We start from the raw sequence: 23683 nt of genomic DNA on the forward strand, positions 1-23683 counted from the left end.
GCCGAGCCGCTGCCAGCTCGTGCTTCGAGAATCGCCAGGAGCCGGATCGAGCGTGACACTCCACGATGCTGAAGCCCACCCGCTGAACGACATCTAGTGCAGCGGAAGATTGAACATGCTCCGGTAGTCCCAACTGGCGTTGCGCCAGTTTTCCGAGTCGAGGCAATGCCGAGTATCGACGATAAGCGGGCGTCGGACCGTGGGAAGGAGTGCTTCCGGGTTCAGGTGCCGGTATTCCGGCCAAGCAGTAGCCACTAGCGTCACGTCGGCTTCCCGCATCGCCTCCTCGGCGGTGCGTACGAACTCGAGCCGGCTGTCCGCTCCGCACGACGCGACCACTACAGGATCCGCGATACGCACGCGCAGCCCGGCGCTTATGAGTACGTGTGCGAGAGCGATCGAGGGTGACTCGCGCGTGTCGTCTGTATCAGCTTTGAAGCTCGCTCCGAGGATCGCGACCTGCGACCCCTGGCGTTCAAGGAGCTGTGCAATAACCCACTCGGCGATGTGCTGCCTCTGTACGGTGTTGATTATGTCGACTTGAGCGAAGAACTGGGCCGCCTCCATGGCGCCTGCATGCTGGGCATAGTACGCGAGCCCGCGGGTGTCTTTCGGGAGACAGCCCCCACCGTACCCCAGGCCTGGGTTCAGATGGGAGGCGCCGATCCTGGTGTCGGTACCGAGAAGCTGCGCTGTCTGGAGGGCATCGGCGCCACTGGTCGCGGCAAGTTGCGCGATCGTGTTGATGAAGGAGATCTTCGTGGCAAGGAACGCGTTGGTGGCGAGTTTCACGAGTTCAGCGGTCGCGAGATCCGTGATGACGCGATGAGTCCCTGTGTCGAGGATCGGTTGATAGACCTCATCGAGCCGACCAGCGGCTTCCTGGCTGCTCACACCGTAGATGAGCCGTTGGGGGGCGAGGGTGTCTCGCACTGCGGTTCCCTCTGCGAGGAACTCGGGATTCCATGCGAGCTCGGCATCGGGGCTCTCTCTGTGAAGCTGGGCAGCGAGAGCCACTGCTGTCCCGGGCGGGACCGTGCTCTTGCCGACGACGAGATCGCCTGGCTGTAAGAAGGGTACAAGGGACCGCAGCGCGCTTTCGAGGTAGCCAGCGTTGAACCCCTCGTGAAAGGCGAGTTCGGGTGTGCCAACTGTGAGAAAGTGAACCCTTGCTCCCATTGCGGTGCTCGGTTGGCTAGTGACGTCGAGCGTACCGTCTGTGAGTGCCGAACGGACAAGATCCGCGAGTCCAGGTTCGTGTATTTCGAGCGTGCCATCAAGAATCTTGCCGACGCGTTCCGTATTCGTTTCGATTCCGACGACCCTGTGCCCGAGCGAGGCGAGGGCGGCGGCGTGGACGAGGCCGAGACGCCCAAGCCCGATGACAGATACTCTCATTCGTTCTCTTCCTGAGTGCCTGGGTCCCGCTTCCCGATGCTGAAGATCCTTCTTGCGAAGCGCTTCCACAGTCGTTTCGCGCCGTAGTAGAGGTTTTCAAGCTCTTCACGGACCGTGGGAGGTTCCTCGTCTTCTCGCCTCGCAGGCCCACTCAACCCGATCCACAGGATCAGAACCATGCCCGCGAACAGCGTGGTGAGTGTAGAGAGAATGGGCCACACAGTCACGCTTCGAAGAGGGTATGACCGATGAACTGACCTTCTTCGCATCCGGGTGGTATCGCGAACACAGCAGAGCCGATGTGCACGATCCATTCGTTGAGGAGATCGAGCTCGTCGAGGCGTCGCTGCACTGGTGCGAACTGCGTTGCAACGTTGTATTGGTAGGCGGTGAAGATGAGCCCGGAGTTCGAGATCTCATCTCCCGTGGGAAGCTGATCGTAGTTGTAGGCGCGACGGAACATCCGCTCGTGCGGGTCTGCTGAGCGAGCCCGTCGGATGTGTGCGAACTCTGCGATGACCGGGAAGCCGATCGGGGTACGAGCTTCGAAATCAGGTTCGTCGTGCTCTTTCGTACCGGTGAGTGGTGCCCCGGAGTCCATCCGGCGGCCGACCGCTTGCTCACGTCCGCTGCGGTCGAGCCGATCCCACTTGTCGAGCAGCATCTCGATTCGTCGTACGACAAAGCCTGTTCCGCCATCGAGCCAGGCCGGGTTTGCGACGGGGCCTTTCCAGACGACGCCCGCGAAGTCGTCACTCCCCGGTGACATGTTGACGGTGCCATCGAGCTGCCCGAGGAGATTCCGCTGGGTCCTGCCGGGCTTCTCTGAACCATAGGCTCGTCGGAACCCCTGCTGCACCCACCGCAGTGACCCGAAGGTGCGTGTGTCTTTGAGGAGCATGCGCTGAGCATGGGCCACGGTCAGTGGATCATCGGAGGCGATCTGCAGCAGCAGATCACCGTCGTTCCACTCTTCTCGGAGCCGATCGAGCTTAAACGCCGGGATGCTGTCAAGCCAGTCTGGCCGGGCCGCAGGGTTCACGATATCGACAAGGCGTCGACCGAATCCGAAGGTGATGGTGAGCCGCGCAGGCCGCAGGGAGAGCTCGGGTTCCGAATCCGCCAACGCGTAGGTTCCCTGCGTGAGCCTGGCCGCATCCTCGGTGAGGATCATCAGCATGCGCCGCACATCTTCGCGGGTGATTCCTTCCCGCAATGTCACGGCCACCAGGGATTGGTGAGCCTGTGGCACCATCTCGATCCCTGCCTGATGGACACCATAGAACGGGATAGTCTCGCCGCCTCGCAGCTGCTCCGCATCCTCGAGCGCCTCAGCACGTGCCGCGGCCTCTCGGCCCGTGACAAACCCATCGGCCCCAACGACCGCGACCGCTCCTGCCGCGGCCGCCACACCACCGAACAAGAGGCGACGCCGCGACAATCCCGACGACGGCTCCTTCGTGAAATCTGCTCCCGTCCCGTCAGTGGGCGCCACGTCTTCCTGCTTACTCATCGACATAAGTCTCGTTCGCGCCCGTGTAGTCCTTTGCCGGGGCTTCGAACTCGAATACCGACCCGTCCTCCAGCTCGAGAGCGAACGACACAGTGTTTCCGGCGAGCACCGGATCCACAATGTCCATGAGCATCAGATGATTCGCGCCCGGCTGCAACACATACTCCGAGTTCGCCGGGATCACGAAGCCACCATCCTTCTCCCGCATCACCATGTTCCCGTCCGCATTCTCGACGGTCTCATGCAATTCCATGATGGGCGAGGCATCAGACGTGGCCGACACCACACGGATATCTTCGCCGCTGTCATTGACCAGCACTCCGAAAGCTGCGGACATGCCAGATTCGGCTGCCTTAACCCACGCATCCTGGATGCTGATCGTCGAAGACTGTTCCTGGGACGCGCTCTTCGACGACGCAGAAGGAGCGCCGGACTCGTTACTCGCGGGAGTCGTGCTGCATCCAACTACGCCGAGTGCGAGCGCACCGGCCAGCGCGAAGGATGCGGTGACTCTGGGGAGGGAGACAGACTTCATGATGTGGTTCCTTTCGAACGTCGAGAAGACCTGGTTTTTACGACACGGCCCAATGCAAACAACATCAGCGCGGCGAGCGCCCCCGCACCTGCGAGCAACGCGGTCCGCAAATGCCCGGAATCGCCTGAGGTCTTATCGTCACTTGCGCCGTCGAGCGAGAACTCGCCCTGATTGGCATTGTCTGCTGCAGACACCGGCGAATCCGCAGAAGCAGGTTCCGGTATCGGCAGCGCATCTGAGACATCGCCGACCGAGAACAAGAAGCTCTCACTAATGGGATGCCCGTCACTCGACACGATCCGCCAGCGCACCTGATAGTTGCCATCGGGCAGCGGGCTCTTCAGCTGCTGCGTCACCGTGAAACCTGAGAACGATGGTTCGCCTTCTTCCCACGACTCGCCTTCCGCGTCGACGACCATGATGATCGCGCCAACCGAAAGGGGCTCACCAGTGAACGTCAATGCGACTTCGTCAGGTGACGTGTCGAAATGTTCTCCAGCGGCAGGTGTCTGATTCGTCACCTGATCATGCGCATAGGCGGGTACCCCCGAGGCAAAGATCAGCCATGCGATCACGCTGAGTACACCAAGGAGTACGGCAACAGGCCGATGGGCGACGGTTTGGTGAGACATCGCCACTACTCTACAACATGTAGTTCTAAACTTGATACTCAATCGCTCTGAGTGGCACGATTCCAGCCGGGATCACCAGAACCGGCAAGATCTTCGCTGGTCACGCGTCCGAAGCGGGTCGCGCATGATGGATCGCGCGTCGCTTAATGAACGTCCAGGCCGCACCAGCCCCGAGAACAAAGATGGCGAGGACGACTAGCGACAGCAGCGGGATGGCTGGGGTGGTATCGCCTATGAAGCGTTGTTCCCAACCTCCCGCGGGATCCTCTCCGGTGGCCTCCCACCCGTCTGCGATGAAGCGCAGCGAAGGTGCTCCGACGCCGATGACTTGCACCGAGTCGAATGAGGTGCCAGAAAGAGTGCCGCCGGGGAGAACCACCACGTCTTCAAGAACCGCCACCTGAGACGGGTGAGAGAACAGGGTGGTGACGTCAACCTCGAGCGCGCCAGTGACGACAGTGGTTCCGGTATTACGAAGCTCGTAGTGTGATTCGCCGCGCATAGGTGTCAGCGGCCAGGTGCTCACTCCGTCGAGTGACAACGTGCTGGTGGCCTCGAGCTGTGTGTTTCGGTCTTCGCCTGGGATTCGGAGCAGCAGTGGAAAGTTGAGGCTCCTGCCGCTGATCGCGTCGGTAACGACAAGACCAAGCGGATAGTCTCCATCGTGGGCGGTGTTGGGTACGCTGATCGTCAACGGAATGCTGCCTGACGAGCTGGCTTGCACCTCGACTGGGCCGTCTGCTTCGGCTCTGCTCACCCAGTTGCTCGGATCGAGACGCGAATCCGCCTCGCGGTAATCGAGCATGCCCTGCGGAGCGGATACTGCGATGGATCTGATCGATAGGGAGATCGCGTTTGCGGAGGTGTTTTCAACCTCGACGGTGATGGTGTCGCGCGCGCCAGAGAACGCTTCTACCGCGACGAATGGGCCGAGTGTCGCCTCGCTCTCGGCGATCTGCACCGACCACGACCCCGAGGCCTGCTGGGTCTGGGTGGAGGGAGTCGTCGCCTGAGCAGGGGTGTTAGTTCCTAGCAGCGCGAGCACTACTGCGGCGATGACTCCGCGTATTCGCATGCTTAGTTCACCTGCCGGTCGCGGTCGAGCCAGTGCTGTTCGCGCAGTGTGCGGCGCAGGATCTTCCCGCTCGGGTTCCGTGGAATCGTGTCGACGAAGAGATATTGGGTCGGTCGTTTAAAGGCAGCAAGCCGGTTTCGCAGGAACAGGGCCAGTTCCCGGCTCGTCGGTATCTTGTCGTGAGGAACGATATAGGCGAGTACGGCTTCCCCTGCAGCATCGTCCGGTATCCCGATGACGGCGACATCGTTCACTGCCGGGTGCCCGGCAAGCGCGTTTTCGACTTCTGCGGGGAACACGTTTTCGCCCGCGACGAGGATCATATCTTTGACGCGGTCTTCGATGAACAGGTATCCCTCGGCATCCAGTCGACCGGCATCTCCGGTGCGAATCCACCCTTCGATGAGAGTGTCGGCGGTCGCTTCGGGAAGGTTCCAGTATTCGAGCATCGCTGCCGGGGTGCGCAGCCACACTTCCCCGACCTCTCCTTGAGGCACCGGGGCGCCGTCCTCGTCGGTGATGCGCACTTCTACTCCGGGGTAGGGGCGACCTGCAGCTCGTAGTCTCGTGGAATCCGGGCCGTGCTGGTCGGGCGGGAGGCAGATCGCGGTGTTGCCGGTTTCGGTGAGGCCGTAGATCTGTGCGAAGTCAGCGGCGAAGTCGCGTGCCGCACGGCGCAGCAGTGACTCGGTGATGGGGGCGCCACCGTAGATGATCTTGCGGAGCGTGGTGAAATCTCTGAGACTCCCAGGCGCGTCGAGGATCTGTCGCAGCATCGCGGGCACGGCGATCGCGGTGGTGATGCCCAGGGAACGTATGGCCGTGCGCGCGGTCACCGCGTCGAACTCCGGCATGCTGAAAACCGTCGCCCCAGCGTGGAACGCTTGAGTGGCGTACCAGAGCCCTCCAATGTGGAATCCGGGGATGCCGATCATCGCGATATCGCCATCACACCAATCGATCCAGTCGAGGCCAGCGTTGCCGAGTGCGTCGCGGATTGCGGTGAAGCTGCGCTGCCCGAGCACGACGCCTTTAGGGAGTCCGGTAGTGCCACTGGTGTAGAGCTGCGCGATCGGCGTATCCGGATGCGTCTCGAACGGCGCGGCATCGGATCCGGAGTCTCGCCAGACAGTGAAGCTCGGGAGATCTGCGATGATCTCGGTGCGGCCGGTCTGCCCGGCGAGGGGGTGGTCGTGGTCGATGAACACGAGTGCTGCGTCTGCGTCGTCCACTATATGCTCCACTTCTGCAGCAGACAGAGCGGGGTTGATGGGGACGAGCACTGCGCCGGTGGCGGAGGCGGCGAAGAGGAGTTCCCAGTAGCTCGGGGTCTCGCGCCCGAGGCAGGCGATGCGGTCGCCGGGACGAATGCCTGCGGAGCGGAGCGCGCCGGCGAGGCGTGTGCTGCGGTAGTGAAGCTCCCTGTAGCTGACGGTGGCGCCTGTCGGGGTGAGAATCGCGGCATGCTCAGGAGCATGCCGCGCGTGGAACGCGATCGTGTGGTTGAGGGTGGTGAGATTGGGGTGGAAGATCACGGCATGTCCTTGCTTGGCGATGGTTGTGCGGGAGTGAGCGCGGACCATACCTGCGCCAGTGTGGCGGGGTCGCTGAGTATGCTCAAATGGGTGCCCGAGATGCGGTGCACCTGCTCCGGGACTGCGAGTCCACTGGACCACCGCGCGGCCTGTTCGGCGTTCTCATCGGACACGAGGACTCTTGCGTATGGCGGGAGCGGTGCGGGCCTGTGACGGTTTTGGATGCGGATGCCCTGTTCCCAGAAGGTTGCCTGCTGGACCGGGGGTGAGTAGCGCACAACTCCGGCAGTGGCGACGCGGAGGTGGGTGCGCAGTCGCTGGCTCAGCGGTGGTGGTGAAGCAGTGTTGCTTGCTTGGCGGTAGTCAGCCACGGAGGCGGAGTCGATGCTTTTCAGCACAGTATCGAGGAGCAGCAGTCGCTCGACCGTTCGCCCTTGCTCAGTGAGGAGCTGTGCGACGTCCGTGGCGATGTGACCGCCGAATGAGTGCCCGAGAAGCGTGTACGGGCCTTGGGGCTGTTCGCGTAGCAGGGACTTGAAGTGACGACGTGCGTGCGAGTGAACAGTCCAGGAGGGAACCGCTCTCGACTCGAGACCGTGCGCTTGGTAGGCGATGACGGCGCAGCCAGGGTCAGCCATGGATGCGAGGCCGAGGAAGCTGACGCTCCCGGCTCCCGCACCTGCGAAGCAGTGCACCGTGGAGGTCACCGTTCCGGGGTTCGTCAATCTCCGATGCGCGGGCGTGTGACGGGTGAAACGGGTTCTCTGAGTGGTTTCGATGCGTGCGGCGATCTCGGCGAGTGTCGGCCGGCCGACGAGTACCTCCGCCCCGAGATCGACCGCCAGACGGCGTCGAAGAAGTACCAGCACCTTCTCCGCAGCGAGCGAAGTTCCACCGAGCTCCGCAAAGCGATCATGTCTGCTGATCGGTTCAATTCCCAGCACCGTGCCCCACGCGTCGGCGAGTACTTCTTCAAGCGGCGTGGCCGCGGGAACGACTTCCTCTGTCACGACCGGTCTCCTCTGTTAAGGATCACTACTTGTCCGGAGTAGGAAAACCCGCCACCGAACCCGAGCAACAGGACCGGTCCGTCCTCAATCGCTCCTCGTTCGATCATGCGCGATAACGCGACAGGAATCGTCGCTGCAGATGAGTTCCCCAACTCGGTGACCTCTTGCGCAGTCAGTTCAAGAGGAATCGAGAGCTGGCTTGCGAGAGCAGTGATGATGCGCAAGTTCGCCTGGTGTGGAATGAATCCGGCAAGGTCTGCGGCCGTGATGCCGGCCTGTTTGAGTGCGTCGCGAGCGACATGCTGGGCGCGGGTGATGGCCCAGCGAAACACTGTTTGTCCTTGCTGTCGGAAGAGGTGATCCGGTGCAGCGATCGTGATGGCCTGCGCAAGATCTGGGTCTGACCCCCACGCCACCGGGCCAACACCGGGACGCTCAGAGGCAGAGAGCACCACGGCCCCGGCACCGTCAGCCATCAGGATCGCAGTGCTGCGGTCCTGCCAGTCGAGAACCTCGCTCATTGCATCCGCACCGACGACCAGTGCGTGGTCGGCCGCGCCGCATCTGATTGCATGGTCGGCGATTGCGAGCGCCTGCGAGAACCCGGCACATGCCGCGTTCACGTCGAACACCGCAGGGTCCGTGGCGCCAAGCCGCGCCCCCAGTTGTGCAGCGAACGACGGGCAGCGGTCCAGAGCGGTCATTGTCGCGACCACAACCAAGTTCACATCGGAGACGGGGATGCCAGCATCTTCGAGTGCACGTTCAGCAGCACGGGTTGCGAGATCGAGCAGCGATTCGTCTGCGAGGACGCGGCGCTCGCGTATCCCTGTTCGCGTTACGATCCAGGAGTCATCGGTGTCGAGGAATGCCTCCAGCTCAGAGTTTGGAATCCGGCGGGATGGCAGCGCATGACCAGTCCCGCAAATGGCGGATCCTGGGCGCGCGAGGGGAACAGACAACACAGAATAACTCTACAACAGGTAGTATCTACGAGTGTGTCCCGATCCTTCCCCCGCATCCTCGGTCGAAGCGGGACGGGTGACTCCCGCCGGGTAGCGTCAGATTCGATCTTCCTCGTGGGAGGGAGTGCGGGAACCGCGGTTCTGGGGCTCGTCTTCTGGATTGCAGCCACAACGCTCTACCCGGTTGCAGATGTGGGCCGGGCAACGACAGCAGTCAATACGGGAACCGTGCTCGCATCGATCGCGAACCTCAGCATGGGGCCGCTCCTAGAAAGATTCCTGCCAGCTTCTGGGAGATTGCGCGGACGCGCGGTCGCTTTCGCGTTGACCGGTTCAGCAATATTTGCGCTCTTGCTCGGCGGAGGCTATGCGTGGTGGATGCCGGGCACGGCGCTGTTTGCATCGGCCTGGGAGCGAGTGGGCTTCGCGCTGGCCGTCGTGGTGTTGGCTGCCTTCGCGCTCCTGGATTCCGTGTTGATCGGCATGCATCGCGCCCGGTGGGTGGCACTGAAGAACGTGGGGCACGCGGTCGCCAAGCTCGGCGCGATCGTGCTGCTTGCCGGCGTGGGTGGGGGGATGTCGCTGGTCGGATCGTGGATCGTGACCGCGGTCGCCGCGGTGGGAGTGGTGGAGGCAGGGTTGTGGCTTACGCGTTCCCGCTGGAACGGCAGGAATACTGATCCTGCGCTTCCTCGGCGGCGCGAGCTCGCTCAGTTTGGTGTGGTGTCCTTGGGGTGGATGCTCGCGCAGGCGCTTCCCGGTATCGCGATCCCCACTATCGTCATCACAGCCGCTGGCGTTGACGACGCAGCCTATTACAACATTGCATGGACCATTGTCGCGGCTTCGCTCATGATGACGAGCCTGGTCACCGGGCCTTTTGTTGCTGCGGCATCGAAGCCCGGTGCGAATGTGGGGGCGCTTGTGCGCTCCTTCGCGCTGGTGTTGTGTGGAGTCAGCGTGGTTCGGGGAATCGGTGTCGGAGTGGTCGGCCCGATTGCGCTGCACTTGTACGGCAGTGAATATGCCGAGCACGGCAGCGAACTGCTGATATTGATGGGGATTGCACACGCAGTGTCGGGGGTCGCGATGCTTTACGGTGCGCTTGCCCGTGTCGCCCGACGCATCGCATATCCGATGATCGTTCAGCTTGTGGCATCGCTCGTTGTCGTCGCACTGGTTGCACTGTGGATCAAACAGCTCGGTATCGTCGCGGTCGGGTGGGCGTTTCTCACACATGACATCCTGATCCTCATCGCCGCCATTCCACCGCTGTGGATCTTGCTGCGTCGCCTGCGCACGGATGGAGCTCTGTGATGGCGAGGCGTGTGACTGTCTGGCGGTTGGATTCCCTTCCGGGGTCTGAAACGTTCATCCGCAACCAGCTTGATGCGATGACTAGGTGGCAGCCCACGCTGCTTGGCTCCCTTCGAGTTTGCTCTCCGCTGTCTCGAGAGGAGGAGCCGGTGGTGTTCACGCGTTCACTCCGGGATCGCGCAGCGCTCTTCTGGGTGTCAGCCACGGGTCGCTCAATGCGTATTCGAGAGGCCCTCAGGCAGACTCGGCCAGACCTCGTCCATGCGCACTTCGCGAAGGACGCGTGGATGATCCTCCGCGCATGCCGGGCGTTGCAGATTCCGCTTGTCGTCACCGTCCATGGATACGATGTCACGGCGCTCCCGCGCGTTCGTGGTGTCCGGGGCTGCATCAATCGCTGTCGAATCCGGAAGGTGCTCCGCAGCGCCGATGCTGTGGTTGCCGTTTCCGAGTTCATCCGTGACGAGGCTCTCAGGTGGGGTGCTCCACAGGGACGAGTACGTGTGCTCCCGATCGGCGTTCCAGTCACTGAGCCCGCCATTGCTGTCTCTCGCCCGGTCGATGTGGTGTTCCTGGGCCGATTGGTTCCGAAGAAGGGTGTGAGAGATGCGTTGCAGGCGATCGCCGCTCAACCCGATGCGCACGCCCTTACCTGTGAAGTGATCGGAGACGGACCACTCCGCGCTGATGCTGAAGCGCTTGCGAAGCAACTTGACCTCCGGGTGACCTTCACCGGTTCGCTGCCACCGACGCGAGTGGCGCAACATCTTGCGCGAGCACGCATCTTATTAGCCCCCTCTCAGTACGCCGCCGACGGTGACGCTGAGGGTTTCGGCATGGTCTTCCTCGAGGCCGCCCTCGCGGGTGTCCCTGCTGTCGCTTACCGTCACGGGGGGGTGCCGGAGGCGGTCGTCGATGGAAAGACAGGGCTCCTGGTGCGGGAAGGCGACACAGCCGAGCTTGCTTCCTCGCTACGTGAACTCCTCGCTGATGAAGACCTGCGGGCCTCGATGGGCGAGGCTGCAAGGCAGCGAGTGCGAGAACAGTTCGATGTCGCTCTGCGTACACCCCCTCTCGAACGGCTATTCGATGAGGTGACAGCGGCCGCAATAGCGAAAGACTCTGGTGCGCGGAGCCAGCGACCGCCGACGCAGAACGAAGGCGAATCGTGAAGGTGCTCATCACTGGCGGCGCGGGATACATCGGAACCCACACTGCGCTGGTGCTTCTGCAGAACGGCATGGATGTCGTTGTTGTTGATGATCTATCCGAAGGGAGCGCTGAAGGCATTCGGCGGGTGCAGGATCTCGCAGCGCGGCAGGTGCGGCTCGTCGTCACGGATCTCACCGATGCGGTCGCTACCGAACTGGCGCTCAGCGGCGTGGACTTCGACGCGGTCATTCATCTCGCTGGCGTGAAAGCAGTTGGTGATTCTGTGCTTCACCCCGTCCGATACTTTCGGCAGAATCTCGATTCACTGTTAAGACCGACCGGGCACAGGCCTCATCGTGGCCATGGCTCAGGCCAGGTGTGACTACGTTTACCTCTCCACGGGGTGACACATTCTGTGTTGCATCGCGTCCTCACCGTTGAAAGCGCTGAGCGGGTATTCCTGGTTCGACTCCTGGGCGACGTGCCGGAGGAGATGGGCCGTCCCGTCATCACCGGCTACCGGGTCAGTTGCATCCAGTGAGGGCGGCGATGGCATAAGCTACGTGCACGCTGGCAGCGAGGAAGGTGAGCGCGGTCAGACAGCCGGCACTGACGGTGGTGGAGATCACGCCGGCCATGCCGGTACCGGGTTGGACGAGGTGCCGGATGCGGTCGGGGCCGAGTGCATGCAGTGCGCCGTCGAGCGCCGCGCCGTCGTGGTGGTGAGGATGCCCGGCGCGTCCGAGCGTGAGCAGCGCACTGGCGAGCGCGGGTGTTCCGACGTGTCGTCGTGCGGTGTCGTCGGCGGCGATCTCGAGGTAATGGCCGAGCGCATCTTCGGCGGCGGCGATCAGTGGGATCCAGCGCAGTCGGCGGGTCAGGCTGGCCAGGATGTCGGTGAGGAGGTGATGATGCTGGCGCAGGTGGGCGTGCTCGTGGGCGAGGACTGCGGCGAGTTCGTCCGGTGCGAGCAGGTCGATCGCGCCGGTGGAGATTACGATGCCGCCGTGCCGTTCGGGCAAGGTGAGCGCAAACGGGTGCGGGTCGTCGGCGACGAGCACTGAGTAGCCGTGGAGCGAGCGGGGTTCGCTGTGGGCATGGAGCCTGCGTGCGGTGCGGAGGGTGCGTCGCCGTCGCCGCTGTGTTTCGAGGATGATCGAAATGGCGTGGAATGCCGCGCCGACGGTGGGGAGCGCTAGCAGCACGACGACGGGGACGACGGTTTCGATGCTCGGGCTGGATGTGAACGGGTTCGCAGCGGTCAGGCATTGCTGGCAGACTTCCGCGGCGCCTCCTGGCAGGACTGCGGGGCCGGAGATCACCCAGGCGAGCATCGGGCCGAGTGCGAGCAACGCCAACACCCAGGCGAGGATGCTGCCGGTGAGCAGAGCAATGGCGAGCCGTGGCAGGCGCATCAACGCAGGAGCGGCGTGCCGGAGTACCCAGGGGCCGGCGATCGCTGAGAGTCCCAGGCCGATGATGAGCGACACAGCCAGGGTCGGGGCGCTCATGCCTGAGGTCCGTCGTCGCGGCGCTGCAGGTAGTCGCGCAGCAGCGCAAGGTCGGTTTCTGGGATATTGTCCATGAAGCGCAGGATCGATGCCGCGCGGTCCTTGCTGGTATCGAGCGCATGGTTCATCACCGACGCCACGTGCTCCTCCCGCGAGGCGCGGGCCTCGTATAGTGTCGAGTGGCCCTCCTTCCGGGAGGCCACCAGGTGCTTGCGGTCCAGGTTGGTCAGCACCGTGGCGATGGTCGTGTAGGCGGGGTCGCTGGGCAGATGATCGATGACGCCTCGGATCGTGCTGGGTCCGTGATCCCAGAGCGTATCCATCACCTGCGCCTCCAAGGCTCCCAGACGGGGCGGTTCGTCTCCCAGCGCAGTGTTCATCGGGCCATCTCCTTCTCACGGGTGGTGGGAAGGGGGCAGGAGACCTGCCCCCGCAGCCTCCACACCAGTGCGACGGTGGTCAGCACGAGCGCCCCAATGGCCAGGAAGGGTTGCACGGGGGCGAACCAGGTGATCGCGCCGGAGTATCCCAGCGCCAGCAGAGCGAGCTTGTTGCACACCGGGCACCCGACCGCGAACCATGCAAGCAGGCCGCCGGCGACACCGAACCGGCCTGTCCGTCGGTCCGCCGCATCACTGCGACCGTCAATTGATTCGTCCGCCCCTGCCTCGATGCCCCACCCCCGCACATAGGTGGCTGCGAGCATCCCTGAGAACAGGGAGGTGAGGATCCAGACCGGGTAGTTCCACCACACCGGTGGGATGTCCCTGGCGAAGAACGAATTCGGGATCAGCACGGTCACCACCCCCAGCAATAGTCCGAAACCCACCGCGACAAAGGTGGCGACGAGCACCTGCCTGGCCCTCCAGCTACGTAGCCCTTGCACCGCCAGCTCAATGGAATTCGTGGTGATGCCGGTCATCTTTCGTTCTCTTCCTGTGGTGTTTTGTAGGCGGCGGCTCCGGCGGAGAACGTGCTCGTGCGGGAACGTTTCCGCAGGGCTCTGGCGGTGAGCCAGCCGGTGCCTGCGGCAGCCAGGACGATGCCGACGATGAGAAGGTCAGGAACGTGGCCGGCTTTCTGGAGGACGGTACCTTCGAGAGCGGCTTGGTCGGATGCACCGAGGATGCCGCTGAGTGTCGTGGTGCCGCCGGTCGCCAAGAGAAGGATGCCGACGGTGATGGTGAGCGCACCGCCGATGATCCCGGTCCATGTGTTGCGCCAGCGACCGATCTTGACCTCGCGCGGGCGGATGAGGCGTTTCACGAATGGGAGCCGCCCCCACAGCAAGGACAGCAGCAGCAAGGGCAGCGCCATCCCGGCGGCGAAGACAAGGATGATGAACCCGCCGGTGAGGGCGTTGCCGGAGACGGCGGCGACGGTCAGCACCGCACCCAATAGTGGGCCGGCGCAAACACCGGCGAGTCCGTAGACGGTGCCGAGCGCATACACCGCCGCGCCGGAGGTGCCCTCGGATGCCGCACCACGGGTGAGGAGGGGAACGGGGACGTTCAGCAACATGACCACGCCAAGGGTGATCACGATGATCGAGGCGATGGTGACGAAGGTGAAGCGGTGCTCGTTCACAAAGGCTCCGAGAGTGCCGGCGAGTACCCCGAGCGGGACAAGTGTGGTAATCAGTCCAAGGTAGAACACGCCGGTGCGGGTCAGCAGTGTTTTCGTGCTGGCGAAGGCATAGGAGAAGAACGCGGGCAGAAGCATCGCCGAGCATGGGCTCAGTAGGGTGAGAATGCCGCCGAGAAACGCCCCGAGCAGACCGATGTCCATCGGACCCTCACTCTGTCCCTGTTAGCGCTTGGTCGAGGAACTCCCGGAACACGTCCACCGGCTGCGCCCCGGATAATGCCGTGTTGCCTGCAACGAAGAACGGCACCGCAGTGACCCCGAGCTGCTGCGCCTGCTGCGTACTGGCATGCACGTCCTGCAGCAACTGTGCATCATCGAGATCGGCGACGAACTGCTCCATATCGGGCACTCCTGCTTGTTCGGCGAAATCGATGAGCATGTCGCGGGGCATATCCGGGTGCCCGCTCTCCGGGGCGGCGGCGTAGACGGTCGTCAGGTACTCCACGTACATGTCCTGCTTCCCCGCAGCGCGTGCCGCGATGGCGGCGTTCTCGGAGTGCTCGCCATAGAACACCACGTCATGGAACTCAACCCGTACTTGACCGGTGTCGACGTACTCCTCGATCAGGATCGGCAGCGTGTCACGGCTGTAGAGCGCACAGAACGGACAGCGCATGTCAACCCACTCCGTCAGAACTACGGGCGCATTCACATCGCCAATCGCCATCGGATCGTCGGGATCACGACGCACGAACTCCATATCCCCGCCGCCGCCCGTGGACTGTTCGGCCGCAGAGCCGGAGGACTCACCCGGTGCGGCCGTCGTCGGAGTCTGCCCGGGAAAGAGTTGGGCAGCGACGACGACCGCGAGGAACACCGAAACTGCTCCCAACACGATGTTCAACCGCCGGGACCACCGGCACTTGGACCCCAGATCCTGCGTCTTCTGCCTCATGTGCGATTCCGTCTCCTTGGCTCGTCGCTATCTACTATCCCACATAGTCGACTATCGAGGATGGCAGAGCGATTTCCTGGGCCCGTTTGTCACCTGGCCGCACGAATAGGGCCGATGACGAGTGACGCGCTCGTATCTATCTCGGGTTCAGGCGTTGATCTCGCGTAGCCATTGCTCGACCGGGCGGGGGCGGATGCCGAGGAGTTTCTGGGCGGAGCGTTCCTCGTCGATCACCTCTCCGGGCATGGCCCAGCGTGCGTGGTAGGAGTCGATGACGGGACGTCCGGCGTCTGCGCCGAAGATGGGGATGATCTGCTGGCCGTATGCCTCAGGGTCCTGGCTCTCGAATTCGACGGGTCGATCCAGGTAGCGGGCGAAGCCCTCGGCGAGGTTCCGGCCGAGCAGCGCGGGAAGGGCGCCGGCGGTGACGATCCCGGTGACGGTGGTGTCCGTGAGCAGACGGGCAGCGATATCGGCCATGTCCAGGTGGGAGATCCACGACACCGCGTAGTCATCTCGGATCGGGTATCGCAAGACGCCCTCTTCCCGCGCAGGTGAAAGAGTGACGGGCAGGAGAAGGTTCTCGAGGAAGATCTTCGGCGCGATGACCGCGTAGGACACTCCCGAGGCCTCGAGAGCCTGCTGCAGGATGCCGTGGGCGGTCGGCGTTCCGTCGGGCGTCGCGGTGGGGTATCCGCTGGTGGAGAAGACTACTCGTCCGGGGCGGGCCGTGGTGACCGCTTCCGCGATGTTTCGCGCGAACGTGACCTGATCGTCGGGACTGCCCAGGGGCAGGTGGATGAACACGCCCTCCGTGCCGGTGTACGCGGCGATGAGGGACTCCACCGAGGTGTTGTCGATCGGGACCGCCTGTCCGGTCGCCTTCTGGGCGTCGCGGACGGCGGCGGCGGCATCGTGGCCGGCCGAGCGGAGAGCGGTGAGAACGGGGGAACCTTGAGCGCCTGTGGCGCCATGCACAATGAAAGTCATACCCCTATTAGTGCACACAATGCATCGGTTACGTCAACTGCACTAACAGCCGGTGGTCATCGATTGGGTGATGCAGGTCGCGTCCTGTTGGACCATCCCACCCACCTTGCCGCCGCGACGCCCCCGACAGGTGCGAGCAGAACTTGACCCCATGGTCATGTACGGGTATGGTTCTTGACCATGTCGTCAACAATGAAGATTCAGGATCAGACCGGGCCGGTCACGACCAGCACCGCAGAAGCCCCTGCTGCACCCGACGTCGAGCTGAATCAGGTCACCGACCTTAGTGCTGACGGGGTTGGCGTGTGTGGTCTGGACGGGTACTGCGCATGAGCGGCCCGGTGGATGCGGCCGACCGCGAGCTGGTGGTGGAGGTGTGGAGCGATGTGATGTGCCCGTTCTGCTATCTCGGCCACACTGTGCTGCACGAGGCGATTGATGCGTTCGAGCACGCGGATCGGGTACAGGTCCGTTACCGCAGCTATCAGCTGATGCCCGACCTGCCTACTGACACGCCCACGGATTTGAACGCGCTGCTGTCGCAGCGGCAAGGCGTCACTGCGGAGCAGTTGGAGGCCGGCCACCGACAGTTGATGCAGCGCGGCGCGGAGGCCGGGTTGGAGTATCGGTTCGATCAGACGATCACGATCAACACGCGCACCGCGCATCGGCTCACCCATTTCGCGGCTAGTCAGGGTGCGGGCGAGGCGATGGTCGATGCGTTGTTCCGCGCTCATTTCACCGACGGGAAGAACATCGCCGACATCGACACCCTCGTGACGCTGGCGGGCGCGGCCGGTCTCGATGAGAACACTGCACGCGACGCACTGAGCGGTGATGCGTTTGACGCGGACGTTACCGCGGACGTTGACGCGGCGCGTCAGCGCGGTATCCAGGGTGTGCCGTACTTTCTCATCGACGGCACCTACGCGCTCTCCGGCGCTCAGCCCCGCGACGCGTTCGTGCGGGCACTGGTGACCGCCTGGGACGCTGCGCGCACCCCGGCCGGGGATCGGGCGTGAACATCCCGGGAGGGCGCGATGCGCGCTGACGCGCGCCGCAATGTCGAGAGTATCCGGCAGGCGGCATTGACGGTGTTCCGCGAGAACGGTCTGACCTCCCCTCTCGACGATGTTGCACGCCTGGCGGGGAAGGCGAAGGGGACGATCTATCACCGTTTCGGGGGTCGTGCTGGGCTGATCGACGCTGTCGTCGAGGAACTCGTCGCCGAGCGGGTGGACGGCATCATCACCTCGGTCAGCGCCCTGGACATGGGCGCGGTGGACCGGTTAGAGGAGTACCTGCGACGAGTATGGCTGCTGCAGTTCGAAGAGCCGGCCGCCAATGACGTGTTCTTGCGCGTCGAACCCGACTCCCCGGTCCTGATCGCCCTGTGTGATCGAGCCCGGACCTTCGCGATCGACCTGCTCGATCAGGCCCAAGCGGCCGGGGGCATCCGGCCAGAGGTGACCGCACAGGATCTGTATGCGCTGATCTGGGAGCGCGGCGTGATCGCTCGCGAAGCGACCTGCACCAGGCAGGACTACCTCAGACGCTGCGATTGGGTTCTCGCCGGACTGCGCACCTGCCGCTGATCGGCGCGTGCTCCCAGGAACCAGGCACGAAGGAATCGAAAGGAATCTCTCATGACAACCGTGGAAATCACCAAGGACACACTGCAGTCCACCATTGCCAGCAACGAAATCGTGCTGCTCGACTTTTGGGCTGCATGGTGCGGCCCGTGCCGAGCATTCGGACCCGTATTCGAGAAAGCCTCGCAGACCCACCCCGATATCACCTTCGGGAAGATCGACACCGACGCGGAGCAGGAGCTCGCGGCGCAGTTCCGCATCAGCTCGATCCCAACGCTGATGGTGTTCCGCGAAAACGTGCTCGTCTTCTCCCAGCCCGGCGCCCTGCGCGGCCCCCAACTGGAAGACCTGATCGCCAAGGTCCAGGCACTCGACATGAAAGACGTTCACGCCCGGGCCACCACATCCACGGCCTGACGGCGTGTGTCCAGCTCGCGAACTGGGGTCGAAAGTGATGGACATGTACCAGATGTTCGTGCTTCCAGCAGGTACGCCAGGAGAGGCTGGTGCCGAGCTCATGGCTCGATCAGGACGCCTGCTCCAGGCCGCCGCGGTGAAGCGCCTGGAGCTTCCTGCCCCGGACCTCCATGTGCTCGAAATCGGTTTCGGGCCCGGAGTCGGGCTCGCCCTGTTGGCCGACACCGTCCCCCAAGGACATGTGACGGGAGTGGACCCCTCTGAGCTCATGCACCGGCACGCCGCACAACGCAACAGCGAGGCGATAGCCGCCGGACGTATGACGCTGATCCGCAGCACCGCAGACACACTTCCGCTGCCCGATGACAGCCAGGACGCGGCGATGATGATCGACAACCTGCACTTCTGGCCCGACCCCGTCGCGGGATTACGGGAGGTCTCGCGGGTCCTAGCGCCCGGAGGAGCAGTGGTGTGTGGGTTCAGCCCACCGTCGGGAGGACCCCCTAACGACCTTGCTCGTATGTTCGACACCGCCGGCTTCGTTGAGATCGAATCGCTCACTCGTCGCGGAGGATTCCTGCTGCGGGCGCGCACTGCTACTGGAGCTGATCGATGACCTCGGCTCAGCCTAGAGCCCAAGGGAGGGTGCCTAGCTTCGGGGCATTCATTGCCGAGACCGCCGGGATCGCGCCGTAGACATAAAAGCCGTAGACACAGAAAGCACCCATGACCTGGGCGAATTGGAACTGTCTAGAGTCCGTAGTCGCTCAGTGCAGGGAGCACCTCCAGGGCGAGCACTACTGGCCAAGGGCGTGAGATGACCCCCAGGTCCGGCCCCGCCTGTGCCGGACGTACCTTGACCACCTTGGAAAGAACCAATCAAGAAAGAGAATCAAGGCACGATCATGACAAGGAAGCGAAGTTCATGGCGGACATCAAGGACGCCGCGCCTGAGATGGTCTCGGCCTTCTTCGGGTTCGACAATGCTGTGTTCAAGAAGGAAATTGCGACCCGCGAGCTGATCGCGGTCGGGGTCGCAGTGACCACCCAGTGCCCGTTCTGCATCGAGGACCACGCGAATCGTGCCATCAAGGCCGGCGCGTCCAAGGGTGACGTCGCCGAGGCCGTCATGGTCGCCGCCGCCCTCCGAGCCGGAGGAGGAGTTACCCACGGCTGGAAGGCCATGAAGGCCATCGCCGAGGACGAGTGACCTGCGCTCGATCTCATCCAAGCGGACGGCAGGGCGGAGCGTGAGAGATTCCGTCCTGCCGTCCGCTTCGTCATCTCAGGCCAGTTGCAGGAAGAGCTTCTCCAGCTCCTCCGCCGAAAGCGCCTGATCGTCATCAGGATCGCTCAGGCATTCCTTGAGCGCGCTCGAGATGACGAGGAACCCGCGCGGTCGAGCGCCTCATGTGGCGGCATGACCGCTGATCGTGGATGATCAGTCGCTGAGCTGCTGCCGTTCAAGCTTGGTGGCCGCCTCGATGCCGGCGTTCAGCGACCGCTTCACGGTGCACAGCTTGTCGATGACTCGTGCCGCGCTCGAGACCAGCTTGTCGTGGTCGCCGGGATCGAGCTCCTGCCAGTCCTCCGCGAGCCCCTTCCAGCCGCACTCACAGGTCGGGAGGATGTCGCCCTCGACGGCGGCCTGGCGCTTGTCCAGCGCCTTCTGAGTCGTCCAGTCCAGTCCCGGTCGGCGCTCCTCGATCACCTCGATCAGATCCAGGTCCTCCGCGGAGAGCTCCCTCGCCGTCACCCAGCCCGCGAACGCGTGGCCCTGAAGTTCGTTGCGTCCTCGTCGTGCTGGCATCCATCCAGTTTCACCCCGCGGGCCGTCAGATCAGGTGACCACTCGTGAAACTCATCAACGCAGGTCTGAGATTCGATCGACTACGGCCTAGCGACGTCGGTGGTCTCCTGTCCTGACGACTCTGAGTTACCGTGCCTCTGAGACAGGGATCAGGAGCGGAGGGACAGCCATGGCCAGTGCCTACAGGCAGTTCCGCTGGCGCTGCATCGAGAAGATCATCGCCGGCGTGGCGGTCGCCCTCGCGGGCCTCGCGCTGCTGCTCGGGGACGTAGGGCTCGGAGCGATCACGATCCCGCGGAGCCCGTGGGCCGGGGGCCTGATCGCAGCGGCAGGCGTGCTGTACTCGGCGGCCGCGGTGGTCGCGCTCCGCAGCAGGCGCAAGCCCTCCGTGAGCCGCTGACGCCCTCGGTCTGCGATCCAGACCAGCGCCCGGCGTCAGCTCATCGCGGCATCGGCCTGCGCCGACTTCTCGTCGTAGGCCGCGCGTGCCGATTCGACCTCGACGATGTGCGTCTCCGCCCATCGGCCCAGCGCCGCGAGAGGCTCCTGCAGGGTCCGGCCCAGCGCGGTGAGCTCGTACTCCACCCGCGGGGGCATCTGGTCGTACGCGGTCCGCGAGACGATGCCGTCGCGCTCGAGGTCGCGCAGCGTCTCGGCGAGGACCTTCCCGCTGATCCCGTCCACGGCCTTCCGGATCTCCCCGAACCGCAGGCGGCCCTCGCTGAGAGCGATCACCGTCATCGCGGTCCACTTGTTCGCGATCCGCGCCAGCGACGTGCGCGAGGGACACGTCGCGACCATCACGTTCCACGGCGGCTGCTCATCCATGTCTTCCCTTCCTCCCCATCTCGCTAGTTACGTTGAGGTAACAGGTTACAGATCGTTACCATCAGTGTATCCACGATCCGCACGATGAAGGAGATCCCATGACCGAGAACCAGACCGCCCCCGCCGCCGTCGCGGCTGCCTACTTCGACGCCCTGGGCGGCGGCGACGTCCCCACCGCCATGGCCCAGCTGAGCCCTGAGGTGGTGTGGTACCAGCCGGGGGCCAACCAGTTCTCCGGGGACCACGTCGGCGTCGAGGGCGTCGGCGCGCTGCTCGGCGGGATGATGGAGGCCAGCGAGGGCAGCTTCCAGCTCGCGGTCACCGGACCCGCGATGGTCAACGGCGAGCTCGTCGCCGTTCCGGTCCGCTTCACCGGCGCGCGCTCGGGCGCATCGATGGACATGGCGGGTGTGGATCTGCTGACCGTCCGTGACGGCAAGATCGTCGCCGTGCACCTGTTCTCCGAGGACGGCGCGGCGGAGGACGCCTTCTGGGGCCGCGGCTGATCACGCGCTGTCGATAACAGAGCAGCCCCGCGACCTCATGGTCGCAGGGCTGCTCTGTCGTTTCGCGCGACCCGTCCCGGGCCCGTCTCGCACCACCTGGGCGGCATGACCATCGATCATCGATGGTCAGTCGCCTCGTTACTGCCGTACGAGCTCGGTGGTCGCCTCGATGCCGGCGTTCAGCGATCGTTTCACGGTGCATAGCTTGTCGATGACTCGTGCCGCGCTCGAGATCAGCTTGTCGTGCTCGTCTGCATCGAGCTCCGAGGAGTCCACCGCGATCGTCGTGGCGAGCTTCTCCACCCGGTTCTGCTCCGCGTCGTAGACCGCGCCGACGGTCGTGACCGCATCGAAGTCCTCGCCGAGTCGGCTCACCAGCTGGGCCTCGGCGGAGAGGGACGCGCAGCCGGCCAGCGCGGCCTGCAGCAGCTCGACGGGCGAGAACGCGCCGGCGGCACCGGGCATGCCGATCTGCAGCTCGGCACCGGCGCTGTTGCGAACGGTGTAGGTGCCGGCCGCGGTGCGCTGAGCGACGAGCTCGGGAATGGGTGCATGTCCTGCCATGATCGATATCTCCTTGTTCAGACGGCGCTGCGGCCCTGGGCGGCGGACGTCGGCAGGTCGCTCTTGCTCAGCGCCTCGCCGGCGTGCAGAGCGGCCGTCCATCCTGCGGTGTCGGTGACGGCGGCCCAGTTCGAGTGCAGCAGTGCCATGAGGGTCTCGTGGACCTGCTGGGCGGAGGCGCGTCCGGCCTCGTTGGCCAGGTCGATCGCGCCGGTCGCGTCGGAGAGGACCTCGACGGCGAAGCCGAGCGGCTCGGCGGCTGCCGCGGAGGCGAGCACGCAGTTGTTGGTCATGTAGCCCACCAGGGTGATGGTGTCGATGCCCTGCGCGCGCAGCCACTGCTCGAGGTCGGTGCCGGCGAAGACGCTCGAGGACTGCTTGGTCACGCGGTGCGAGGCGCGCGCCTCGTGCGCGGCGACCACGGGGTGGTTCTGCCAGGTCGGCGATCCGGCGGCGAAGACCGGGGCCTCGGCGGGCAGCTCGTGCTGCACCAGTACGACCGGGATGCCGGCCTGCTCGGCGGCCTGGATCGCGTCATCGATGCGGGCTATCGAGGCGTCGCGGTCGGGGTGCTGGACCGGGAGGAGTCCCTCGAAGTACTCCTGCTGGGCGTCGATGACGACGAGGGCGCGGTGGGGTGCGGTCATGGTGTTCTCTCCTGTGTGTGAGGTGGTGCTGTGGTCGGTCGGTTCGGTGGTCAGCTGCGCGAGAGGGCGTAGTGGTCGGCGATTAGCTCGATGCCGCGTCGGTCAATCTCGGCCGAGTGCCCGCTGACGACGAGCATGACCTCGTCGACGTCCGTCCGTGCGTGCAGGGATTCGAGGCGCTCCGCGACGGTAGCCGGGGTGCCGTGGAACGTGCGGCCGATGTAGGCGTCGAGGATCTGGCGCTCCTGGGTGGTGGCGGGGTAGGCCTCGACCTCTTCGGGCGGCAGTAGGAGGTAGCCCTTGCGCGTGAACATCCGCAGCATCGCCATGGCTGAGGTCGCGGCTTGGCGTCGCGCCTGATCCGGGTCCTCGCTGATCGCCGCAGGCACGCTGACTATCGTGCGCGGCGCGGCGAGCACCTCGGAGGGCTGGAATTCCTCGCGGTAGATGCGCAGCGCGGTGTCGATGTCGGCGTCGCCGAACTGCAGGGCGAAGGCGTAGGGGCGGCCCAGCTGCGCTGCGAGCTTCGCCGAGTACGGCGAGGATCCCAGCATCCAGATCTCTGGCCCGGTGGCTGAGGCTGGCACACGGTTCTGGGTCGCCTGCCACGGGCCCGGCACCGCATGCACGGACCCGTACGGGTGCCCGGGCGGGAAGTCATCGCCGAGGAATCCGAGCAGCTCGAGCACCTGCTGGGGGAAGCTGTCGTTGGGATCCGCGCCCTGTCGCAGGGCGGCAGCGGTCGCGCCGTCGGTGCCCGGTGCGCGCCCGAGCCCCAGGTCGATGCGCCCGGGGGCCAGAGCATCGAGCATCCCGAACTGCTCGGCGACCAGCAGTGGGGAGTGGTTGGGGAGCATCACGCCGCCCGCGCCGAGATGGATCCGGGTGGTCTCGGCGATGAGGTGGGCGACCATCAACGGCGGCGAGGACACGGACGTTGCCCCCATGCCGTGGTGCTCGGACATCCAGAACCGGCGGTACCCGAGCGCATCGGCCGTCTGGGCAAGCGCAATGGTGCTCGCGAGCCCGTCCTGGGCGGTGGTCCCGACCCCCGTGCCGCCTCCGGCGAGCACGGACAGGGCGAACGGCGCGGTACCTCCACCAGGCTCTGACTGCATGGGGGCAAGCTCCTGTCTCATGGAAT

The 23683-nt window shown here is 64.5% G+C and carries 30 protein-coding genes and 1 pseudogene; 11 read left to right on the forward strand and 20 right to left on the reverse strand.

Going from position 1 to position 23683, the window contains the following annotated elements; translation table 11 throughout:
- Positions 1-93: 93 nt before the first annotated feature.
- The 9 genes from QBL02_RS10990 to QBL02_RS11030 all read right to left on the reverse strand — a co-directional run bounded on the left by QBL02_RS10990 (position 94) and on the right by QBL02_RS11030 (position 8663).
- Positions 94-1398, reverse strand: coding sequence for a UDP-glucose/GDP-mannose dehydrogenase family protein (locus QBL02_RS10990; protein WP_282726478.1), 1305 nt, complete (start codon positions 1396-1398; stop codon positions 94-96).
- Positions 1395-1625: a hypothetical protein gene (locus QBL02_RS10995; protein WP_282726479.1), complete on the reverse strand. Its 231-nt coding sequence runs from the start codon at positions 1623-1625 to the stop codon at positions 1395-1397. Before QBL02_RS10995 ends, QBL02_RS10990 begins: the two co-directional genes overlap by 4 nt.
- Positions 1622-2911 carry a Dyp-type peroxidase gene (locus QBL02_RS11000; protein ID WP_087015645.1) on the reverse strand — a complete coding sequence of 430 codons (1290 nt, stop codon included), beginning with the start codon at positions 2909-2911 and terminating at the stop codon, positions 1622-1624. The genes QBL02_RS10995 and QBL02_RS11000 overlap by 4 nt, the downstream gene beginning before the upstream one ends.
- Entirely contained in the window at positions 2904-3446 is a 543-nt protein-coding gene (locus tag QBL02_RS11005; protein ID WP_087015641.1) for a copper chaperone PCu(A)C, read from the reverse strand. The genes QBL02_RS11000 and QBL02_RS11005 overlap by 8 nt, the downstream gene beginning before the upstream one ends.
- Entirely contained in the window at positions 3443-4078 is a 636-nt protein-coding gene (locus QBL02_RS11010; protein ID WP_140393387.1) for a copper resistance protein CopC, read from the reverse strand. Before QBL02_RS11010 ends, QBL02_RS11005 begins: the two co-directional genes overlap by 4 nt.
- A gap of 100 nt (positions 4079-4178) precedes the next feature.
- Positions 4179-5153, reverse strand: a complete 975-nt coding sequence (locus QBL02_RS11015; protein WP_282726481.1) for a hypothetical protein — start codon at positions 5151-5153, stop codon at positions 4179-4181.
- A 2-nt stretch (positions 5154-5155) separates the two neighbouring features.
- Positions 5156-6688, reverse strand: a complete 1533-nt coding sequence (locus QBL02_RS11020) for a long-chain-fatty-acid--CoA ligase (protein WP_282726482.1) — start codon at positions 6686-6688, stop codon at positions 5156-5158.
- Positions 6685-7698: an alpha/beta fold hydrolase gene (locus QBL02_RS11025; RefSeq protein ID WP_282726483.1), complete on the reverse strand. Its 1014-nt coding sequence runs from the start codon at positions 7696-7698 to the stop codon at positions 6685-6687. Before QBL02_RS11025 ends, QBL02_RS11020 begins: the two co-directional genes overlap by 4 nt.
- The gene (locus QBL02_RS11030; RefSeq protein WP_282726484.1) at positions 7695-8663 is read right to left on the reverse strand and encodes a beta-ketoacyl-ACP synthase III; all 969 of its coding nucleotides are present in this window, start codon (positions 8661-8663) and stop codon (positions 7695-7697) included. Before QBL02_RS11030 ends, QBL02_RS11025 begins: the two co-directional genes overlap by 4 nt.
- A gap of 33 nt (positions 8664-8696) precedes the next feature.
- Here QBL02_RS11030 and QBL02_RS11035 point away from each other — a divergent pair, with 33 nt between their 5' ends.
- From QBL02_RS11035 to QBL02_RS11045, 3 genes are read left to right on the forward strand one after another with little or no spacing between them, the layout of a single operon-like run.
- Entirely contained in the window at positions 8697-9980 is a 1284-nt protein-coding gene (locus tag QBL02_RS11035) for a hypothetical protein (RefSeq protein ID WP_282726486.1), read from the forward strand.
- Entirely contained in the window at positions 9980-11152 is a 1173-nt protein-coding gene (locus tag QBL02_RS11040) for a glycosyltransferase (RefSeq protein ID WP_349238644.1), read from the forward strand. Before QBL02_RS11035 ends, QBL02_RS11040 begins: the two co-directional genes overlap by 1 nt.
- Complete coding sequence (locus tag QBL02_RS11045) at positions 11149-11514, forward strand: SDR family NAD(P)-dependent oxidoreductase (protein WP_282726488.1); 366 nt, start codon at positions 11149-11151, stop codon at positions 11512-11514. Before QBL02_RS11040 ends, QBL02_RS11045 begins: the two co-directional genes overlap by 4 nt.
- 142 nt (positions 11515-11656) lie before the next feature.
- Here QBL02_RS11045 and QBL02_RS11050 read toward each other — a convergent pair whose 3' ends face one another.
- The 6 genes from QBL02_RS11050 to QBL02_RS11075 form a co-directional block, all read right to left on the reverse strand.
- On the reverse strand, positions 11657-12643 hold the full coding sequence (locus QBL02_RS11050) for a M56 family metallopeptidase (RefSeq protein ID WP_282726489.1): 987 nt from the start codon (positions 12641-12643) through the stop codon (positions 11657-11659).
- Positions 12640-13023 carry a BlaI/MecI/CopY family transcriptional regulator gene (locus tag QBL02_RS11055; protein ID WP_282726490.1) on the reverse strand — a complete coding sequence of 128 codons (384 nt, stop codon included), beginning with the start codon at positions 13021-13023 and terminating at the stop codon, positions 12640-12642. Before QBL02_RS11055 ends, QBL02_RS11050 begins: the two co-directional genes overlap by 4 nt.
- Complete coding sequence (locus QBL02_RS11060) at positions 13020-13565, reverse strand: hypothetical protein (protein ID WP_282726491.1); 546 nt, start codon at positions 13563-13565, stop codon at positions 13020-13022. Before QBL02_RS11060 ends, QBL02_RS11055 begins: the two co-directional genes overlap by 4 nt.
- Positions 13562-14431, reverse strand: coding sequence for a cytochrome c biogenesis CcdA family protein (locus tag QBL02_RS11065; RefSeq protein ID WP_282726492.1), 870 nt, complete (start codon positions 14429-14431; stop codon positions 13562-13564). Before QBL02_RS11065 ends, QBL02_RS11060 begins: the two co-directional genes overlap by 4 nt.
- Positions 14432-14438: 7 nt before the next feature.
- Entirely contained in the window at positions 14439-15185 is a 747-nt protein-coding gene (locus tag QBL02_RS11070; RefSeq protein ID WP_282726493.1) for a thioredoxin domain-containing protein, read from the reverse strand.
- Positions 15186-15332: 147 nt separating this feature from the next.
- Positions 15333-16175, reverse strand: a complete 843-nt coding sequence (locus QBL02_RS11075) for an NAD(P)H-binding protein (protein ID WP_282726494.1) — start codon at positions 16173-16175, stop codon at positions 15333-15335.
- 180 nt (positions 16176-16355) lie between these two features.
- Here QBL02_RS11075 and QBL02_RS11080 point away from each other — a divergent pair, with 180 nt between their 5' ends.
- From QBL02_RS11080 to QBL02_RS11105, 6 genes and pseudogenes are all read left to right on the forward strand, one after another.
- Complete coding sequence (locus tag QBL02_RS11080) at positions 16356-16508, forward strand: hypothetical protein (protein ID WP_282726495.1); 153 nt, start codon at positions 16356-16358, stop codon at positions 16506-16508.
- A complete protein-coding gene (locus QBL02_RS11085) occupies positions 16505-17197 on the forward strand; it encodes a DsbA family oxidoreductase (protein ID WP_282726496.1) in 693 nt (230 codons plus the stop codon). The genes QBL02_RS11080 and QBL02_RS11085 overlap by 4 nt, the downstream gene beginning before the upstream one ends.
- Positions 17198-17215: 18 nt before the next feature.
- The gene (locus tag QBL02_RS11090) at positions 17216-17770 is read left to right on the forward strand and encodes a TetR/AcrR family transcriptional regulator (RefSeq protein WP_282726497.1); all 555 of its coding nucleotides are present in this window, start codon (positions 17216-17218) and stop codon (positions 17768-17770) included.
- A 33-nt stretch (positions 17771-17803) separates the two neighbouring features.
- Positions 17804-18184 (forward strand): annotated as a pseudogene (trxA, locus tag QBL02_RS11095) (thioredoxin); the annotation flags it as partial.
- Between the two features lie 43 nt (positions 18185-18227).
- A complete protein-coding gene (locus tag QBL02_RS11100; RefSeq protein ID WP_282726498.1) occupies positions 18228-18800 on the forward strand; it encodes a class I SAM-dependent methyltransferase in 573 nt (190 codons plus the stop codon).
- A gap of 309 nt (positions 18801-19109) precedes the next feature.
- Positions 19110-19394, forward strand: coding sequence for a carboxymuconolactone decarboxylase family protein (locus QBL02_RS11105; protein WP_282726499.1), 285 nt, complete (start codon positions 19110-19112; stop codon positions 19392-19394).
- Between the two features lie 231 nt (positions 19395-19625).
- On the opposite strand, the gene QBL02_RS11115 is transcribed toward QBL02_RS11105, so the two are convergent.
- Positions 19626-19994 (reverse strand): hypothetical protein, encoded by a 369-nt coding sequence (locus QBL02_RS11115; protein WP_282726500.1) that lies wholly within the window; start codon positions 19992-19994, stop codon positions 19626-19628.
- A 169-nt stretch (positions 19995-20163) separates the two neighbouring features.
- Here QBL02_RS11115 and QBL02_RS11120 point away from each other — a divergent pair, with 169 nt between their 5' ends.
- Positions 20164-20394 (forward strand): hypothetical protein, encoded by a 231-nt coding sequence (locus tag QBL02_RS11120; protein WP_282726501.1) that lies wholly within the window; start codon positions 20164-20166, stop codon positions 20392-20394.
- Positions 20395-20429: 35 nt separating this feature from the next.
- Here the strand turns inward: QBL02_RS11120 and QBL02_RS11125 are convergent, their stop codons facing one another.
- Entirely contained in the window at positions 20430-20822 is a 393-nt protein-coding gene (locus tag QBL02_RS11125) for a helix-turn-helix domain-containing protein (protein ID WP_282726502.1), read from the reverse strand.
- Positions 20823-20920: 98 nt separating this feature from the next.
- On the opposite strand from QBL02_RS11125, the gene QBL02_RS11130 reads away from it, so the two are divergent.
- A complete protein-coding gene (locus QBL02_RS11130) occupies positions 20921-21328 on the forward strand; it encodes a nuclear transport factor 2 family protein (protein ID WP_282726503.1) in 408 nt (135 codons plus the stop codon).
- A gap of 138 nt (positions 21329-21466) precedes the next feature.
- On the opposite strand, the gene QBL02_RS11135 is transcribed toward QBL02_RS11130, so the two are convergent.
- From QBL02_RS11135 to QBL02_RS11145, 3 genes are read right to left on the reverse strand one after another with little or no spacing between them, the layout of a single operon-like run.
- Entirely contained in the window at positions 21467-21892 is a 426-nt protein-coding gene (locus QBL02_RS11135; protein ID WP_282726504.1) for an OsmC family protein, read from the reverse strand.
- A 17-nt stretch (positions 21893-21909) separates the two neighbouring features.
- A complete protein-coding gene (locus tag QBL02_RS11140; RefSeq protein WP_282726505.1) occupies positions 21910-22539 on the reverse strand; it encodes a cysteine hydrolase family protein in 630 nt (209 codons plus the stop codon).
- A gap of 50 nt (positions 22540-22589) precedes the next feature.
- On the reverse strand, positions 22590-23657 hold the full coding sequence (locus QBL02_RS11145) for an LLM class flavin-dependent oxidoreductase (RefSeq protein WP_282726506.1): 1068 nt from the start codon (positions 23655-23657) through the stop codon (positions 22590-22592).
- Positions 23658-23683: the final 26 nt, after the last annotated feature.

It is taken from the genome of Leucobacter sp. UT-8R-CII-1-4, assembly GCF_030010235.1.
GTDB lineage: Bacteria > Actinomycetota > Actinomycetes > Actinomycetales > Microbacteriaceae > Leucobacter.

Bases quoted from the DNA above. Each gene is read 5' to 3' on its own strand.
- QBL02_RS10990 (WP_282726478.1), bottom strand. From the start codon at position 1,398: ATGAGAGTATCTGTCATCGGGCTTGGGCGTCTCGGCCTCGTCCACGCC.
- QBL02_RS11000 (WP_087015645.1), bottom strand. From the start codon at position 2,911: ATGAGTAAGCAGGAAGACGTGGCGCCCACTGACGGGACGGGAGCAGAT.
- QBL02_RS11005 (WP_087015641.1), bottom strand. From the start codon at position 3,446: ATGAAGTCTGTCTCCCTCCCCAGAGTCACCGCATCCTTCGCGCTGGCC.
- QBL02_RS11010 (WP_140393387.1), bottom strand. From the start codon at position 4,078: ATGTCTCACCAAACCGTCGCCCATCGGCCTGTTGCCGTACTCCTTGGT.
- QBL02_RS11015 (WP_282726481.1), bottom strand. From the start codon at position 5,153: ATGCGAATACGCGGAGTCATCGCCGCAGTAGTGCTCGCGCTGCTAGGA.
- QBL02_RS11040 (WP_349238644.1), top strand. From the start codon at position 9,980: ATGGCGAGGCGTGTGACTGTCTGGCGGTTGGATTCCCTTCCGGGGTCT.
- QBL02_RS11050 (WP_282726489.1), bottom strand. From the start codon at position 12,643: ATGAGCGCCCCGACCCTGGCTGTGTCGCTCATCATCGGCCTGGGACTC.
- QBL02_RS11055 (WP_282726490.1), bottom strand. From the start codon at position 13,023: ATGAACACTGCGCTGGGAGACGAACCGCCCCGTCTGGGAGCCTTGGAG.
- QBL02_RS11060 (WP_282726491.1), bottom strand. From the start codon at position 13,565: ATGACCGGCATCACCACGAATTCCATTGAGCTGGCGGTGCAAGGGCTA.
- QBL02_RS11065 (WP_282726492.1), bottom strand. From the start codon at position 14,431: ATGGACATCGGTCTGCTCGGGGCGTTTCTCGGCGGCATTCTCACCCTA.
- QBL02_RS11070 (WP_282726493.1), bottom strand. From the start codon at position 15,185: ATGAGGCAGAAGACGCAGGATCTGGGGTCCAAGTGCCGGTGGTCCCGG.
- QBL02_RS11075 (WP_282726494.1), bottom strand. From the start codon at position 16,175: ATGACTTTCATTGTGCATGGCGCCACAGGCGCTCAAGGTTCCCCCGTT.
- QBL02_RS11080 (WP_282726495.1), top strand. From the start codon at position 16,356: ATGTCGTCAACAATGAAGATTCAGGATCAGACCGGGCCGGTCACGACC.
- QBL02_RS11085 (WP_282726496.1), top strand. From the start codon at position 16,505: ATGAGCGGCCCGGTGGATGCGGCCGACCGCGAGCTGGTGGTGGAGGTG.
- QBL02_RS11090 (WP_282726497.1), top strand. From the start codon at position 17,216: ATGCGCGCTGACGCGCGCCGCAATGTCGAGAGTATCCGGCAGGCGGCA.
- QBL02_RS11100 (WP_282726498.1), top strand. From the start codon at position 18,228: ATGTACCAGATGTTCGTGCTTCCAGCAGGTACGCCAGGAGAGGCTGGT.
- QBL02_RS11105 (WP_282726499.1), top strand. From the start codon at position 19,110: ATGGCGGACATCAAGGACGCCGCGCCTGAGATGGTCTCGGCCTTCTTC.
- QBL02_RS11115 (WP_282726500.1), bottom strand. From the start codon at position 19,994: ATGCCAGCACGACGAGGACGCAACGAACTTCAGGGCCACGCGTTCGCG.
- QBL02_RS11120 (WP_282726501.1), top strand. From the start codon at position 20,164: ATGGCCAGTGCCTACAGGCAGTTCCGCTGGCGCTGCATCGAGAAGATC.
- QBL02_RS11125 (WP_282726502.1), bottom strand. From the start codon at position 20,822: ATGGATGAGCAGCCGCCGTGGAACGTGATGGTCGCGACGTGTCCCTCG.
- QBL02_RS11130 (WP_282726503.1), top strand. From the start codon at position 20,921: ATGACCGAGAACCAGACCGCCCCCGCCGCCGTCGCGGCTGCCTACTTC.
- QBL02_RS11135 (WP_282726504.1), bottom strand. From the start codon at position 21,892: ATGGCAGGACATGCACCCATTCCCGAGCTCGTCGCTCAGCGCACCGCG.
- QBL02_RS11140 (WP_282726505.1), bottom strand. From the start codon at position 22,539: ATGACCGCACCCCACCGCGCCCTCGTCGTCATCGACGCCCAGCAGGAG.
- QBL02_RS11145 (WP_282726506.1), bottom strand. From the start codon at position 23,657: ATGCAGTCAGAGCCTGGTGGAGGTACCGCGCCGTTCGCCCTGTCCGTG.